The organism is Alistipes communis, from assembly GCF_006542665.1.
GTDB classification, from domain to species: Bacteria; Bacteroidota; Bacteroidia; order Bacteroidales; family Rikenellaceae; genus Alistipes; species Alistipes communis.
On the sequence record NZ_AP019735.1, the window covers coordinates 2,311,001 to 2,326,744 of the forward strand.

At 57.9% G+C, this 15,744-nt stretch carries 18 protein-coding genes and 1 pseudogene; 13 read left to right on the forward strand and 6 right to left on the reverse strand.

Annotation, left to right across the window (positions count from 1 at the left end; genetic code table 11):
* Positions 1-29 precede the first annotated feature (29 nt).
* Positions 30-1,502, reverse strand: a complete 1,473-nt coding sequence (gene guaB, locus FMF02_RS09365; RefSeq protein ID WP_019130018.1) for an IMP dehydrogenase — start codon at positions 1,500-1,502, stop codon at positions 30-32.
* A 1,009-nt stretch (positions 1,503-2,511) separates the two neighbouring features.
* On the reverse strand, positions 2,512-3,207 hold the full coding sequence (locus FMF02_RS09370; protein ID WP_141412952.1) for a LexA family transcriptional regulator: 696 nt from the start codon (positions 3,205-3,207) through the stop codon (positions 2,512-2,514).
* Positions 3,208-3,336: 129 nt separating this feature from the next.
* Here FMF02_RS09370 and FMF02_RS09375 point away from each other — a divergent pair, with 129 nt between their 5' ends.
* The 13 genes and pseudogenes from FMF02_RS09375 (at position 3,337) to FMF02_RS09435 (ending at position 10,571) form a co-directional block, all read left to right on the forward strand.
* Positions 3,337-3,534: a hypothetical protein gene (locus tag FMF02_RS09375; RefSeq protein ID WP_141412953.1), complete on the forward strand. Its 198-nt coding sequence runs from the start codon at positions 3,337-3,339 to the stop codon at positions 3,532-3,534.
* Positions 3,535-3,573: 39 nt separating this feature from the next.
* Positions 3,574-3,996 (forward strand): hypothetical protein, encoded by a 423-nt coding sequence (locus FMF02_RS09380; protein WP_141412954.1) that lies wholly within the window; start codon positions 3,574-3,576, stop codon positions 3,994-3,996.
* Positions 3,997-4,007: 11 nt separating this feature from the next.
* Positions 4,008-4,226, forward strand: coding sequence for a hypothetical protein (locus FMF02_RS09385; protein WP_141412955.1), 219 nt, complete (start codon positions 4,008-4,010; stop codon positions 4,224-4,226).
* A 12-nt stretch (positions 4,227-4,238) separates the two neighbouring features.
* A pseudogene (locus tag FMF02_RS09390) lies at positions 4,239-4,326 on the forward strand.
* A 15-nt stretch (positions 4,327-4,341) separates the two neighbouring features.
* On the forward strand, positions 4,342-6,324 hold the full coding sequence (locus FMF02_RS09395) for a hypothetical protein (RefSeq protein WP_244611558.1): 1,983 nt from the start codon (positions 4,342-4,344) through the stop codon (positions 6,322-6,324).
* 24 nt (positions 6,325-6,348) lie between these two features.
* Positions 6,349-7,221, forward strand: coding sequence for an AAA family ATPase (locus FMF02_RS09400; protein ID WP_141412956.1), 873 nt, complete (start codon positions 6,349-6,351; stop codon positions 7,219-7,221).
* A 2-nt stretch (positions 7,222-7,223) separates the two neighbouring features.
* A complete protein-coding gene (locus FMF02_RS09405; protein WP_141412957.1) occupies positions 7,224-7,847 on the forward strand; it encodes a P-loop NTPase family protein in 624 nt (207 codons plus the stop codon).
* A gap of 15 nt (positions 7,848-7,862) precedes the next feature.
* A complete protein-coding gene (locus FMF02_RS09410; protein ID WP_141412958.1) occupies positions 7,863-8,324 on the forward strand; it encodes a hypothetical protein in 462 nt (153 codons plus the stop codon).
* Positions 8,325-8,333: 9 nt separating this feature from the next.
* Positions 8,334-8,702: a hypothetical protein gene (locus tag FMF02_RS09415; RefSeq protein WP_141412959.1), complete on the forward strand. Its 369-nt coding sequence runs from the start codon at positions 8,334-8,336 to the stop codon at positions 8,700-8,702.
* A gap of 2 nt (positions 8,703-8,704) precedes the next feature.
* Entirely contained in the window at positions 8,705-9,040 is a 336-nt protein-coding gene (locus FMF02_RS09420) for a hypothetical protein (RefSeq protein WP_141412960.1), read from the forward strand.
* An 11-nt stretch (positions 9,041-9,051) separates the two neighbouring features.
* A complete protein-coding gene (locus tag FMF02_RS09425) occupies positions 9,052-9,717 on the forward strand; it encodes a DUF3164 family protein (protein ID WP_141412961.1) in 666 nt (221 codons plus the stop codon).
* A 117-nt stretch (positions 9,718-9,834) separates the two neighbouring features.
* A complete protein-coding gene (locus FMF02_RS09430) occupies positions 9,835-10,068 on the forward strand; it encodes a hypothetical protein (RefSeq protein ID WP_141412962.1) in 234 nt (77 codons plus the stop codon).
* A gap of 8 nt (positions 10,069-10,076) precedes the next feature.
* Positions 10,077-10,571: a hypothetical protein gene (locus FMF02_RS09435; RefSeq protein ID WP_141412963.1), complete on the forward strand. Its 495-nt coding sequence runs from the start codon at positions 10,077-10,079 to the stop codon at positions 10,569-10,571.
* Between the two features lie 35 nt (positions 10,572-10,606).
* Here FMF02_RS09435 and FMF02_RS09440 read toward each other — a convergent pair whose 3' ends face one another.
* From FMF02_RS09440 to FMF02_RS09455, 4 genes are all read right to left on the reverse strand, one after another.
* Positions 10,607-11,023 (reverse strand): phage virion morphogenesis family protein, encoded by a 417-nt coding sequence (locus FMF02_RS09440; protein ID WP_141412964.1) that lies wholly within the window; start codon positions 11,021-11,023, stop codon positions 10,607-10,609.
* A 233-nt stretch (positions 11,024-11,256) separates the two neighbouring features.
* Positions 11,257-13,797 (reverse strand): phage portal protein family protein, encoded by a 2,541-nt coding sequence (locus FMF02_RS09445; protein WP_141412965.1) that lies wholly within the window; start codon positions 13,795-13,797, stop codon positions 11,257-11,259.
* Complete coding sequence (locus tag FMF02_RS09450) at positions 13,797-14,213, reverse strand: phage protein Gp36 family protein (protein WP_141412966.1); 417 nt, start codon at positions 14,211-14,213, stop codon at positions 13,797-13,799. Before FMF02_RS09450 ends, FMF02_RS09445 begins: the two co-directional genes overlap by 1 nt.
* A 13-nt stretch (positions 14,214-14,226) precedes the next feature.
* On the reverse strand, positions 14,227-15,741 hold the full coding sequence (locus tag FMF02_RS09455; protein WP_141412967.1) for a hypothetical protein: 1,515 nt from the start codon (positions 15,739-15,741) through the stop codon (positions 14,227-14,229).
* Between the last annotated feature and the right edge of the window lie 3 nt (positions 15,742-15,744).

Genomic DNA, 15,744 nt, shown 5'->3' on the forward strand with positions numbered 1-15,744 from the left:
GTATCGTAGGTTTCGGATCGACGGGGCAATCAGTGTTCGCTGCTGTAATTGGGCGCCTCGCTGGTGATCGTCACGTCGTGCGGGTGGTTTTCGGTCACGCCGTTGGCGGTAATGCGGATGAACCGTGCCTGTTTGAGCGTCTCGATGTCCGCCGCGCCGCAGTATCCCATGCCGGCGCGGATGCCGCCGACGAGCTGGTAGACCGTTTCGCTGAGCGAACCCTTGAACGGCACGCGCGCCACGATCCCTTCGGGAACGAGTTTGTTGATGTTGACCTCGCCTTTCTGGAAATAGCGGTCGGCCGAACCCGCCTTCATGGCGTCGATCGAACCCATGCCGCGATAGCTCTTGAACTTGCGGCCGTTGTAGATGATCGTGTCGCCGGGCGACTCCTCCGTGCCGGCGAACATCGAGCCGATCATCACGCAGTCGCCGCCTGCGGCCAGCGCCTTGACGATGTCGCCCGAATAGCGCAGTCCGCCGTCGGCGATCACGGGCACGCCCGTGCCGCGCGCGGCGCTGGCTGCCGAGTAGATGGCCGAGAGCTGGGGAACGCCCACGCCGGCGATGATGCGCGTCGTGCAGATCGATCCCGGGCCGATGCCCACCTTGATGCCGTCGGCGCCGGCGTCGATGAGGAATTTGGCCGCCTCGGCGGTGGCGATGTTGCCCACCACCACGTCCAGTTCGGGGTATTTGGCCTTGATGCGGCGCAGCAGCGCCACGATGTTGGCCGAGTGGCCGTGCGCCGAGTCGAGGACGATGGCGTCCACGTCCTCGCCGACGAGCGCATCCACACGCTCCATCGAATCGCCCGTGACACCTACGCCGGCGGCTACGCGCAGACGGCCCTTGCTGTCCTTGCAGGCGTTGGGGTGGTCCTGTACTTTGGTAATATCCTTATAGGTAATCAGTCCGACGAGTTTTCCCTCGTTGTCCACGACGGGCAGCTTCTCGATCTTGTTGTTGAGCAGCACGTCGGCCGCATGGGCCAGCTCCGACGAATGGGTGGTGATGAGGTTCTCCGAGGTCATCACCTCCGAAATCAGGCGGTGCATGTCGCGCTGGAAACGCAGGTCGCGGTTGGTGACGATGCCGATCAGACGCCGCTCGGCGTCGATCACGGGGATGCCGCCGATCTTGTTCTCCTGCATCAGCGCGAGCGCATCGCCCACGGTGTGCTCCTTGGAGATGGTGATCGGGTCGTAAATCATGCCGTTCTCGGCGCGTTTCACACGGCGCACGTGCGCGGCCTGCTCGGCGATGGACATGTTCTTGTGGATGACCCCGATGCCCCCTTCGCGAGCCAGCGCGATCGCCAAAGGCGCTTCGGTGACCGTATCCATTGCGGCCGAGACGATCGGAATGTTGAGTTTGATATTTCGCGAAAAGCGGCTGGTGACGTTTACTTCGCGCGGCAACACCTCAGAATAGGCGGGTACGAGCAGGACGTCATCGAACGTGAGTCCGGTCGGCTGTACCCTCTCATCGATAAAAGACATAATGATTGGGGTTTTTGTTGCGCACAAAAGTAACAAAATTTCGGGAAATATCCCGCATCGGCCGAAATGTTTTTCCGAAAAAGGTGTTTCCGGTTTCGATTCTTTCGTGCGGAGCCGTTCTATCAGGCTGGTACTATTGGAGTTCCGATAAAAAAAATACGGACAGAAAGAATAACGGCAGCGATTTTTACTTAATTTCGCCATTGGTTAGTTGGACGAAATGCATTGTTCGGTTTCCGCGGTCGGTTTCTCATCGGGGCATATTCGTGCAAGCGCGGCTCTGCGCTCGGTTTATCGAAAACATTCGTTTGTCGCGGGACAAACGGCGATGCGCCTCGTCGCGCAGGGAGAGGACGATACCCGGGCGGCGGTTTTATGAGGGGGAGAACGAAACGTATATAGAAGCATCGGCAGAGAACAGCGGTAGTATATTGTACGACAAAGAGATACGCGACAAACCCCGGACGCGCCGCACAAAACGAAACGTATAATTTGATATAATTTCGGTATAATAAACCGGACCAAATCCGGCAACCGCTATAATATCGGTATAATTTCAGAGGGCAGAATCAGGCGATTCCGCCCTCTTTCGTTGTATTTGCGGCCTCGTGTATGTCTGACGGCATTTTTCGGCTCTACAAAGGTTATTTTAACGGCGTTCAACCGCCGTTAAAATGGAGCGTCGTCCCTCCTTCCCTCGTGCAATGCCTGCAATGCGAAAAATCAGCAATTTTTCAGTTGGGGTTACATCAGGGGTTACAAGTTGGGGTTACATTTTGGGAAAGTTGGGGTTACAAAACCCTATTTTTGACCTCCTCCAAAACATAGGAAACTGCCCAAAAATCGGCGCTAAACCCCGAAAATCGGCGAATAGAAGGTAGGAAACTGCCCTATAATTCAAAGATTGATTTTTAGTTAATCTGCTGATATTTATATAAATAACTCATTTTATTCTACTTTGAGCGTGTGTGCACCCCCTTTACGGGGTGCAATAGGGCCACACGAGGGCCTATCGAATCGTATTATAACGCACGCTTGCTTTCACTAATGCGAGGGCACGGATCATCGAGATCGGAATGTCTTTAGGCTCGTGGTGTTGGTTATGACTGACGAGCTTCACACAGTTTTCCCGTTCGGATTTGTGAATGTATTTTATCGTCACGAACTCGTCCCCATCGACGTTGGCCGATATAAGGTACATTTCACCCCAGAAAATCCCATACTGCATATCATGCACCTGCTTGTAAAGGACAATATCGCCGCTTTTGAGTAATGGGTACATCGAATCCCCGCGCACATAAACAGCCCCATCGCATGCAGGCAGATCCGGCAACGATATATAGCTGATCGGAATCGCATCGACATCGTTGAACAAGGAAACCAATCCGGCCGTCGCCTCCAGATTGTAAAGGGGAATGCGCTGGAGATCGACCAGATTGTCGGTTTTGAGAGGGAACTTTTCCTGCACTTGCAAACTTGCATTCACCTCCCTTTCCTGTTCATTTATCATACTACCGCAACCTGTCAGCAACCAATTGGCTGACACGCCTTCGCATTTTGCATATATCAATTCGGCATTAAAAGTATTGCGAGAAATCCACGTATTTATTGTCTGCGGAGTTATGCCTAACATTTTGGCAAATTGTGATTTATTGCCATTTGTGTAATACTCAACAAGAGATGACACCATTCTTTTTCTATCCATAGACAAAAAATATTATGCGAATTGATTAAAAATACTTCGCATTTTGTTTGGTTTATATTCGCAATATGTATATATTTGCAGCGTTGATACAATGTATCACGGGGGTAAAATTACGAAAAAAAAATTGATATGAAACGGTATTGGTTCCAGCTACTAACAAGCAATTATGATGAATTGAATGTTTGTATCCCTGACGGATCAAGCAAAATTTCAGCCACGAACCTGGCAAAACGCTGGATGAAACAAAACAACATTAATAGTGCAATTTTGGCTGTTAATAGCATGGTAACCAGCAATATTCTCGATATGATACAAATAGAATTATAAATCATGACACGACAAATCTTATTACCAACATCAGTCCGGATGGAGATGGTCAAGACCTTCAAAATCACGCGCTCGACCCTCGACCGGGCTTTGAAGTACAAAGGAAACAGCGCGCGCGACAATATGCTGCGGAAAGCGGCCTTCCAGCGTGGCGGCGTGATTTATCTGGGAATAACCGCTCCCAAAGGTTACCTGCCGGACGTGGATACCACTTTCGAAAACGGCTGCATGCGCCAGCGGTTCGGCCGCCGGATCGAGGTCGTCGTCTATTTGGGAAGCAACCGGACGACAATCCACATCGACGGGCAGAGGGTCGCCAGCTTCGACGATCTCACCGTTTCGACTTGGGGCAACATGCTCTACTCCCTACAACTGATTTACAACAGACTCGCCGATCCGCATCCAGCCTATACGCCGAAGGCCAAACCTGCCGAGGCAAAAGTGCGGGCGGCAATCCAATAAATCGGACAGTCATGCGACGTTTCTTGAAATATTGGATGATCCGGTTGCTGGGCCGTGGATTCATCATCCTGCCCCTGAGGTGCAAGCTGGCCGGGCTGTGGTGGAGTTTCTCGCTGATGGTTATCTGCGGTTACGTGGAACAACAACAGCAATGGCCGCTACTGGTTATCACGGCGAACTTCGCGGGCAGCACCTTTGCGGTCATGGCGGTTTTTAGGACAAGAAAATAACATGGAATAATCTCCCGTGTAGCTCAATGGACAGAGCATCGAGAAATGGCCGAACCCGGTCAAGTATCGAAGGTTGTCGGTTCGAATCCGGCCACGGGAGCACAGAAAACGACAAATGGAGTATTTCAACAACATACTTTGTATTACGCAGCCGGAGCTTCTGGAGGTCATGTCGGAGTCGAACTACAAACAGATGGTTCGGCGGGGCAAAATCAGCCGGGCTCGCAGAGGAGGTAACGGACGACAGGCTTTGATCGTCTTCGACAGCCTGCCGGGAAAATACCGTTCGGCCGTTCGGGAACGCAAACCGGACATTTCGACGATGCCGTTGCAGGAGTGGCTTCGGGCGAACTACACGCCCGATGCCGAGGCGCGGAGTTACTTCTCGGCCTTCCGATTCGATAACGGTTCGGCCCTTCCGGCGGAGAAGATCAACGAATACACGGTAAACGCTTCCGTAATCAAGGCGGTGCTGCGGCTGATGGCGTCGGCCAATGCCCTGCGACGTGTCGGCCGTATCGGATGGGACTCAATGGCCGAAACCATTACCTATTTCAAACGGGAGTTCGGCCACACGCTGCCCGAAAGCATGCTCCGTTTTCGCAAGAAGGTCGCCCAGTTCAAACGGGAAGGATATGCCTGCCTTATTTCCGGTCGGTTCCAAAATCAGAACTCCCGTAAGGTGAACTACAAGATCGAGCGGCTGATCCTTTCGCTGGACAGCCTGCCGGAGCGCCCCTTCAATACGACGGTGGCCGAGATGTACAATCAGTTCGTCTGCGGCGAGCTGAACGTGTACGACCCGGAAACCGGGGAACTGTTCGACCCGGAAGAGTTCACGGACAAAGAGGGCGAGCCGATCGCTTTGAGCGAAACGACCGTTGCCAATTACCTGAACAACCCGAAGAACCGCGCCCTACGGTCGAAACTGCACGACAGTGCGTGGGACTTCAACAACCGCTACCGTCCACACCACAAGCGCAAAGCCCCGGTCTGGGCGTTCTCGAAGATTTCGCTCGACGACCGCGACCTGCCGCGCAAGATGGCCGACGGAAACCGCGTCAAAGCCTATTATGCCTACGACGTGGCGAGCGGCTGCGTCGTTGGTTACGCCTACAACCGCCTCAAAACGGCCGACCTGTTCATCGACTGCGTGCGGAACATGTTCCGGCTGATCGACCACCAGGGCTGGAACTGCCCGGCCGAGGTGGAGGTCGAACACCACCTCGTGAACAACTTCGCCGACGGGCTGATCCGCGCGGGCGTGGTGTTCCCCTTCGTGCGGTGGTGCAACCCCGGTAACTCGCAGGAGAAACGGGCCGAGCACTTCAACCGGGTGAAGAAGTACGGCGTGGAGAAGCGCTCGCAGGTCGGCATCGGCCGCTGGTACGCCCGCCTGGAAGCCAACCGCCCGAAGGAGGAAAAGGTCTATGACGAGTTCAACAACACCTACAAGGAGGCGACCTATACCTACGAGCAGCTCGTGGCCGACGACATCCGGGCCATCCACGAATACAATAACGCATTGCATCCGAACCAGAAGCTCTACCCGGGGCTGACGCGCTGGGAGGTGCTCTGCCGCTACCAGAATCCGGATCTCGCGCCCGTGGACAAGGCGCTGCTCTACCGCTTCATCGGCGAGGAGGTGCGCACGTCGATCCGGCGCAGCAAGTACTGCCGGGTCCATTACGAAGATTATGCGCTGCCCTCGCCGGAGTTGATCGGACGGCTCGCGCCGAACGACTACACCGTCGAGGCCTATTATCTGCCCGACGAGCAGGGCAATGTCCCGGAGGTGTATATTTACCAGCACGGGGCCTATATCGCCACCTGCCGCCGTATCGAAGCCTATAACGAGGCCACGGCCGAGCAGACGGAGCGGGACCGTGAAGCCTACGCCGAGCAGGCGAAATACAACGCGCAGTTCGACGCCATGATGGCTCGGGAGAAGATCTGCAAAGTGCGGCTCCTGCCCGGTGATGTTCCGGCCCATGAGGAGCCGGAGATCGTCGAAGCGGCCCCTGCCGCACCGCCGGAGGAGGCGGAGGTATTCGATTTCGGCATCGACTACGCGGCGCTGGCAAAACATGAGCTTTAGAACGATAATAAAACACATTGAGATATGATTTCGAACGACATTAAAACCCGCATCGTGCTGGCCATATCCGGCAACAGGCAGAATTACGCCACGGACGCCAAACACGCCGTCGCCCTGGGCATTTCGACCTCGGTTTACAGCGAGATCAAGAAAGGCAACACCGAACAGAAGCTGAGCGACGCGAAATGGATGTCCATCGCCCGGCGGCTGGGCGTGAGCCTCGACGACGGCGCGGAGTGGAAGATCGTCAAGACGCCGACTTTCGAATACCTCACTTCGCAACTGGAACTGTGCCGCGCAAAGAGCCTTTCGGGCATGTTCTGCGATATTCCGAACATCGGCAAGACGGTCGCCGCACAATACCACGCCAAAACGCACAAGAACGTCGTCTACGTGGACTGCTCGCAGGTGAAGACCAAGCAGCGGCTGGTGCGCTTCATCGCCCGCGAGTTCGGTCTGAACTCCGTCAGCCGTTATGCGGACGTCTACGACGACCTTGTGTTTTACCTGCGGACGCTTGACCATCCGCAGATCATCCTCGACGAGGCGGGCGACCTGGTGTATGAAGCGTTCCTGGAGATCAAGGCTGCATGGAACGGCACGGAGGGTTGCTGCTCGTGGTATCTGATGGGGGCCGACGGCTTCAAGGCCAAGCTGGAGCGCGGCATCGAGTTCAAGACGGTAGGGTTTGCCGAGATCCGGAGCCGCTGCGGCGACAAGTACAACAGCATCACGCCGCCCGAGGGCGACGAGCGCCGGAAGTTCCTGCTCGGCCAGGCCATGATGATCGCCCAGGCGAACACTCCGGAGGGCACGGATTTCCGGCAGATCGCCCGTCGGAGCAACGGCAGCCTGCGTCGGGTCCATTCGCTGATCACCAAAGGAGAGGAGGTATAGTCATGCGGGCCTATTCACCCTCGGAGATCGAGAATCTGAATATCCCGGAACTTCCGCTGGACGGGGAGTGGGAGGCCGCCTTCGGCCGCCCCTCCCGCTTCGAGCGCTGGTTCATCGACGGAGAGTCGGCCAGCGGTAAGAGTACGTTCGTCATGTTGTTAGGCAAGAAACTCTGTGACTATGGGCGTGTCGATTACGTGAGTCTGGAGGAGGGTGCAAACCTCTCGTTCAAGAAACGGATCAAGCGGCTCGGGATGAAGGATGTCGCAGGGAAATTCAAGGTCGTGACGGGGCTGACGGTGGCCGATCTCGTCGCACGGTTGGAGCGGCCCAAGAGTGCGAATTTCGTTATCATCGACTCGGTGCAGTACCTCGACGTGCGGAGTTTCGACCGATTGAAAAAGGAGCTGTTCGACCGTTTTCCGCGCAAGTCGTTCATCCTCGTGTCGCAGGTTTACAAGGGGCGGCCGAAGGGCAAGATGGCCGACGACATCCGCTTCGACTGCGGCGTGAAAATCCACACCAAAGGCTACCGGGCATATTGTCAGGGGCGCTATACCGACGACGCGGAGGCGTACTTCACCATTTGGGAGGAGGGCGCCGCGAAATATTATCTGACCGAATAAACAACCATATCCGCCATGACCTACAAACGATTCTACAAGCTATTCAACCGTCTGCCGCTCCACGACGACGAAATGAAGGAGCGCCTGGTGCAGCAGTACACCAACGGCCGGACGTCGAGTCTGCGGGCCATGTCCACCGCCGAGTACGACGCCCTGTGCGACGCGCTGGAACGTTCGACGGCCGACCCGCAGCACGAACTCCGGAAAAAGAAACGGTCGGCGGCGCTCCGCTTGATGCAGCAGCTCGGCATCGACACGACGGACTGGCCGCGGATCAATGCCTTTTGCCGGGACCGCCGGATCGCCGGAAAGGAGTTCGGTGCGCTGACCCCGCCGGAGCTGGACGCGCTGGCCTTGAAGCTCCGCGCGATCCAACGCAGCGGCGGGCTGAATCCCCGGCCGGAACGGCCGACCGGACAGGCCGAGCAGTCCCGGCCGCAGATAATCTACATGCCGCTCGGCGGCCTTCCTAATTGACAACGCATTATGAAATCGAATCCTTACGCAGACCTGCGGATCGACAATCGGGCCGACCTCCCTGCCCCGTGGTACGATTACCCCGTATTGCAGTCGGGCGAATACAGAACCGAAATTCTCTACACCAGCGGCCGCGATTATGTAAAAGTCCATATCGGGCAACAGGACGGCGCCTGGGTGGCCGCTACGACATGGATGATCGGCGGGTCGGGCCGCGGATGCCACCCCGGCCGGAAATGGGGCGAGTTCGCCTCGGAACAGAACGCTCTGCTGTGGGCGTTCGGCGAATTGCTGGCCGAAGAGGGCGTGCTGCCTCCGGCCGCGATCAAGACCGTAAAAGCACGCATTTTCGAGATCAGACAATACAAACTGTTTTAACGATGGACGATCAATTATATTTCGAGCAGTGTCTGTTGGCCTCGCTGGAACGATTCGGGTTCACCATAGACCGACAACTAAAAATGGCGCGGGGCATTGCGTATTTCGCCACGCTTCACCCCGCATTCTCTGTTCAAATAGGGTTCGAACTATGTTTGGACGGCATTCGATTTACCGTCACTCTTCATTCGCTCTCTTTTATGAAAGGCTTTCCTTATCGGCATTTGATGCGTTATCCGCCGAAAGCGGATATAATCATTCCGATGATATTACGAGCTATTTTCAACTACCTGGGCGATGAACTTGCCCGAAATTTCCGAAACCAAATCAATTCTTAAACATTACAGCAATGAACGACAACGAAGTGAAAACAGTACAGATGACCGCCGAGGAAGCGGCGCAGTACGCGGCATTCAAAGCCGAGCAGGAACGGAAGGCGGCGGCCGACAAGGCCCGGAAGGACCGCAAGGTTTACGGTCAGATGGTGGACGAGGAGATCGAACAGGCCCTCCCGATGCTCCGGGAGCTGAGCGGCGACATCCGCACGGTCAAGGAGCAGGTGCTCGACAATTTCCGGCAGATCCTCGACATGAAGGCCGACGTGCTGAAACGGACGAAGGACGGGCAGAAAAGCCACACGTTCACCAATTCGACGGGCGACAAGCGCATCACCATCGGGCGGTGCGTCGTGGACGGCTGGCGCGATACGGTCGAGGACGGCATCGCCATCGTGAAGGAGGCCGTCATGGGTCTTATCAAAGACGACGAGACGAAGGCGATGATCAACCAGATCATGCGGCTTATCGCCCGCGATCAGAACGGGAACCTCAAGGCGAGCAAGGTGCTCCAGCTCGACACGCTGGCCGAGGAGCTGCACAACGAACGGCTCAACGAGGGCATCGCCATCATCAAGGAATCCTATATTCCGAACCTGTCGAAAACCTATATCCGCGCGGAATGGAAAGACGACAACGGCGTCTGGCGGTACGTCCCGCTGGGCATGACCGAGGCATAACAGCCCTGGTCGTGCGGGGGGGGGTAATGTAAACAACCCGCCTGCCGGAGTGCGACAAAGCGGGTCGAGTGATTAAAGAAAGCCACTACAAAAATAATCACAAAACCTGCCAAAGCAATGGGTAAGCACCACATAAATACACTCCGGCGCATCCGTTTGGTCCTCGACATCGTGGAAAAGCACTACGAGCCGGGGAACAATGCGAAGAACTACTACAAAGTCTGGGAGCGGTACGTGAATCCCGTTTACCCGTGCTGTTACCGGACGATGCTCAGCTATCTGAAGACTCCCGCGAACGAATTGAAAGGACTGGAGCCAACCGATGACAAACGGCAACTGAAACTCTTTTAAGTGACAAAATGGAAGCGAACATCAAAACGATTCTGCTGGCCGTCCAGCAACGGCTGGCCGAGCGGGTCCCCGAACTGGCCTACATTGACAAGAACTGGGGACAGCTCGACTACGAGGCGCCTCCGGTCAAATGGCCCTGCGCGCTGCTCGACATCGACGAGGTGCCGTTCTCGCAGATCGGCGGGGGCGGACAGATCGCCGACGGGGTGACCGTGGAGATTCTGGCGGCGAACCTGCGGCTGGTCAGTTCGTCGGCCGCCGCACCCCGCAAGGCCGATGCCTATCTGCTTATCGAGCTGCTCGACAAGATTCACTCGGCCCTCCAGCGCTTCACCGACGGAACGTTCGGCCCGATGTTCCGCACGCAGATCAAGAAGATCGCCGCGGTCCGTGCGGGCGAATGTTACAAGGTCCTCTACCAGACCGCCTACACCCTGCCCGGCGTGCAGGAGGGGCAAAGCGCCAAACTGCCGCCCTCGTCCATCCGTTTGGAGATGAAGTGATCCGACGAAAGAAGGGAGCCGCGAGGCCCCCTTCTTCATTTGATCCGGCTCTGCATGTACGCCCCGAGGCGTGCGATGATCTTCCGCCGCAGCTCCTCGGCGTCGCCCATGTACTGACGCCTGGGCATTTGAAAGCCCCGTCCGCGTCCGGCCCGTCCGCCCGTATTGTGTACCTCCGCATAGGGCACTTTTGCGTTGCCCGCCGTCCATACGACCTCCTGCGGGGTCGCGCGGGCGATGCGGACGCTGTTCATCAGGGCGGCGGAGTCGATCATGAGCGACCCGCGCCGCCGCGTTCCTGTCTTGTCCTTCTTCGCCAGCGGCCAGGGCGTGCCGTCGAATCCCTTCTTCCGGAAGGCCCCTTTGAAATAGGACACTCCGGTCATGGCTGCGATGTCGGCGACGTCCTGCATGTCGATCCGCGCCTTGTCGAGTATTTGTTTCGGTATCATTGCGGTTTGTTCAAAATTCGTTATATTTGCATCGAAGCGCGCAGCGCCGGGGATGAATCATCCCGGCCAACCCTCGCGGATGACGGGGGCCGGGCGAGTCCGGGCACGATACGGCGGCGGGGCGCGTCAATCCGAAGCGGATCGGTAGCACCGGGACCTCAACCCGTTGAAACAGCACGGGCGACTACCAGGAACCGGGCCGCGAAGTACAGGGGAGCGTTGAAAGGCTCCCCTTACTTTTTCACCAGCAGCCCACGCCGATATTTGAGCCGGGGGTCTTTCTCCGGTGCGATCTTTCCGCCGTTTCTGGTCGTCGGTCGGATGGCTATTTCGAACCACGTCCGGACGGCGAGCGTCTTTCCGTTCTCGATCCGGCACACGACGTTGATCGCCTTGTCGCGGTAAAAGCGGATGTAGTTCAGACAGTCGAACGCCTTGCCGTCGTAATTGTTCAGCCATACCTCATCGGGCTGCCGCAGGACCTCGGCGATCACATCAAGCAAAGGCACGCGCGCCGCGGTGTATTTGCCCGACGTATGCGTTACGAACGTCCGCTCGGGGAGTTCTATCGTTTTGCCGGAGAAGTCCGTAAAACGGCCGTTCTGGGCGAACCATCCCGCAGGATCGCCCGTGAACGGGACAAACTCCCGCGTCGCGGCCGCCAGCCGCTTCCCGAACGACGGCAGCCCGTAATGCTGGCAATGGAGTTTGCCGAGAAGCGAGGCCGCCCGGTCGGGAAACTTGCGGATGTACATTTGATTCGCCGTGAAGATCTCGGCCGTCTCGGCCCGGTTCACGCCCCAGCCCTGAGCCGTCGTCCGCTTCCATTCGGGGCTCTTCAGAAACGCCTGCATCTTCTTCTGCTCCTCGCCGAAATCCCCTTCGAACTCATCGGCCATGATCGCCTCCACCCGGCAGCGGCAGTTCCAGTCGTTCGGCGGGAAGATCTTCCGCCATGCCGGATCGGACGCCGGGAGCGTCAGCCCGTCCAACGCGGCATGGGACGGTCGCACCTGTCCGTCGCCTGCGGTACGATAGACCCAGTAGGGGAAAATATCGGCCCGCCGCCGGAGCTGTCGGTAGTTGCTCGCCGCCTCGGCGACCTGCACGGCCGTGCGGTACTCCGTGCGCTGCCATCGGTCGTTGAACGTGCGCGTGATCTCCGCGGCCCGGGCTTTGAACTCGTTATAGCTCTTGCTTTCACGGAACGCCTGGTTCAGCTCCTGCACCTCGGCGAGCGTCTTGGCCGCGGAGAAGTGGAACAGGTTCTGTTCGAGGGCCGCCGTATATACGTCGTCCGGCACGTCGTATTCGACGGCCGCCTCGACCGTTCCCGAGGTGTGTGCGAATACGGTTCGAACGGCCTTCAAAAGGTCGGAGGCGATGTATTCGAACAGCTCGGCGTCCCAGTAGTCAGACTTCCCGGCCGCCACGCGCCCGACGAGCGCCTCGTCCCGCGGCGTGAGGGATTCTCCATCGGATGCCCCGTCCTGCGGGGCCTCCGCGAAAAAAGCGTGTCCGTCCGCACCGTCTTCCGTACCTTCCCCGTCCTGCCGCTCCCCGTCGGCGCCGGGCGGCAGGAGCCCCTGCCGCTTCTTGCCGATCACGGCGATTCCGAACGTGTCCCGAATCCACTCCGGATCGACGTCGTAATTCTGGGACGCCTCGTAAGTCATCTTCCAGAGTTTCTCCAGGTCCACCTCCTTGGTGATCTCCAGCCGCAGGCCCGGTTTGAGGAGGCCGATGGCGGCCAATGCCGGGAGAATCTTCCGGTTGAAAGAGGACTCGATCAGCCGTTTGTCGGCCTTCACGACGGCCTCCATGAGCTTGGCGCTGCTCTCCTCTTTCGAACGGTTGCCGTTCTCGGTGTCCTGACCGAGCACGGCCGCCAGGTTGAGCAGCGAGAGTTGCTGGTCGCAGGTCGAAATGAGGTTCTTATAGACGTCGCCGTTCGTGGCGACGCCCTGCGCGAACTCGAAATCTTCCGTCGTGTCGATGATGAAGTAGGCCGCCGATCCGATCTCGCGCATCATCGTTTCGGCCCGCTCCAGCATTTCGTCGTCAGTGGTGTTCGTCTTCATGACGCGCGGAGGTATGCCGAATATTTCGCACAGCTCGCTCCAGCAGGAGAGGGCGAACTTCTTGATCAGCACATACGGCACGGCCTTGTTGAGCAGCCCGAGGTCGCGCTTGCGCGGGTAGATCTCGACGAGCCAGCGGCCGAACTCTGGCAGGAGTCGATAATCCACCGTCTCCGAACCTTCGGCGTCGGGATAGAATTTCCCGACTTCGGGCGACACGTTCTCACGCGGCACAAGGTCCGCCACGACCGTTCCGGCCGGATCATAATCGAACTCGATGAGCGAATGGTTGAAAAACTGCGCTTCAACGATCAGCTCGACGAGGTCCTCGTACAGGCCCGAATCCTTGAACTTTTGCGTCTCGGCCTCGTCCTTGCGGCCGTTCATCCGCAGTTCGAACTCCGCGCCCTGGCTTTTGCCGATACGGAGAACCGACACCTGCGAGGTCATCAGCGCATCGTCGATCACCTCCGAGAAAAGCCGTTGCAGCAGCACCTGCTTCGGTTCATAGGTACTCGTCGCCTGCAGGCGGGCACGCTTCCAGTCGGAGATGTCTTTGCGGGTCACGGATTCCTGCCGTTTGATGACTCGGCGAATGATCCGTGCATCGTTCCGGCGGGCGGGCTTTCTTTCCATCTTGGCGGCTGCCTCCGCAGCGGCTGCCGCCTTTGTTTTATATCCGATCTTTTTCATTAGAACGAGTGTCTGAATTTAGGGTTGGAGCCGCAGCGCATCTTGATCCGGACTTCGCCTTTCTCGTCGGTCAGCAACGGCAGACTCGGGGTGCGCGTCCCCGCGGCCACGCCCTCCAGGTATTTGATGACACGGTCGTAGCGCTCCTTCCATATCTCGTATATGGTTTCGACGTTCGACAGTTTGATAAGGTTCCACACGGTGACGATCTTGGTGTTTTCCAGAACGAGCGCATTGCGCTCGGAACCCTCCGCCGCGAAAATCCGGTCCGTGTCGTAACGCGGCCGCAGATAGGAGCGCACCTCCTCGACGGCGGCTTCGATGGCTTGCAGCACGATCTGCTCGTCGCCCTCGGTGATCTCCTCGACGATATGGGCGTACATGTGGCTTTTCAGTTCTTCCGGTGTCAGATACATTGTCCTATTGATTTTACCACCTGCGGCTGGCCCGACGGCCCACCGCATAGCGGTTGTTGGTCTTACGCACGGAGTTGCTCAGTTTCCATATCGCCCCCTCCAGCGCATCCGGGGCGTCGTCGTGAATTTTGCTGCCTTTCTCGAAGCAGAGGAGCTGCTCGACGAGGACCCGCATTCCCTGCGAATCTCGCTCCAGCTCGTTGAAGATGATGTCCCCGCGCTCGAACAGGGGCTGCAAGGCTTCGATGCGTGCGAATTTGTCCGGCTTCTTGCGCGTGTCTCCGACGATGGGTATCTGGTAGCCGACCTTCTCGCCGTACTTGCGGAACTCGTCGAGGAGCAGGTCCTGCATGAATCCCGCCTCCATTTCGTACCGCACCGGGTTGTCCCCGACGTAATCGTGGGCGTCGTAGTGCCATTCGACCATCGTCGAGACCTTCGTCTGGTCGGCATAGGCTTTCAGCACGTGGTATTTGCCCTGGGGCGTGATGCCGACGAGCATCGTCGCCTTGAAGTCGGCCGTCGCCGACGCCTTGAACGAAGGGTCGGTGTAGCAGACGATTGCGCGGTATTCCCGCATGCGCAGCATCTTTCCGAAGCGGATGTGCTTCTCCTCGAAAACGGTTCCCGCATTGACGGGGTTGTTCATGTATTCGCGCTGGAAACGCCGCTCGCCCATGATGCCGCGCATTTCGGCGATCTCCCGCAGCGTGTAGTTCTGCGGCCAGGACGGAAGGCCCTTTCTGTCGAGCGCATTGACGACGGTATGGTGGAAATGCGGATTATCCGCCAGGGTGCCGATGACCGACGTGCGGCCGATCCGGTTGCCTACGACGGCCAGGCGTCCGCGCCCCATCGCCATCGTTCCGAGCAGGGCCGTCAGCAGCCAGTCCACCGCTTCGCCCACGCGCCGGGGATTGCGCACCAGCTCGTCGTCGTCGATGTCGTCCACCGCGATATAATTGGGCCGCAGCCCGCGCTTCTTGATGCCTCGCGGCGACTGTCCGCGTCCCAGCGCGATGAACAGATCGCCTGTGGCCGTCGTGAACTCGCCGTTCGTCCATATTCCCGCTCCCCGTTGATTGCCGAAATCTGCGTTATAGAGGTCGTTGGACTCCAGCTCCGCCTGCAAGTCGCCCAGCAGGCGCCGGGCGGCTTCCTGGCTTTTCGACACCAGAATCATGATCAACGGCTGCGCGTTGGGCTGGATCTTCAGCCAGAGCGGCTGCAAGAGCGAAATATGCGTGGACTTGGCGTGCCCGCGCGCCCACTCGAACAGGCCGCGGGCGTTTTCATGGTCCCGCATGTAAACCGCGGCATCGACCTGGAAGTCCGCGCACTCGGTCGTCGCAAGGTGGGGAAAATAGGTGCGGACAAAATACCTGTAATCCTTTCGCGCACGGGCGATGCGGTCCTTTCGCTCCTGCTCCGTTCCCTTCGGAATCTTGGCCGTTGATCGTTCGATGTCGTGGCAATGCTGAATCCAGCGTTCCTGCGCCTCCTTGTATTTTCTGCTGACGGATGCCATTCG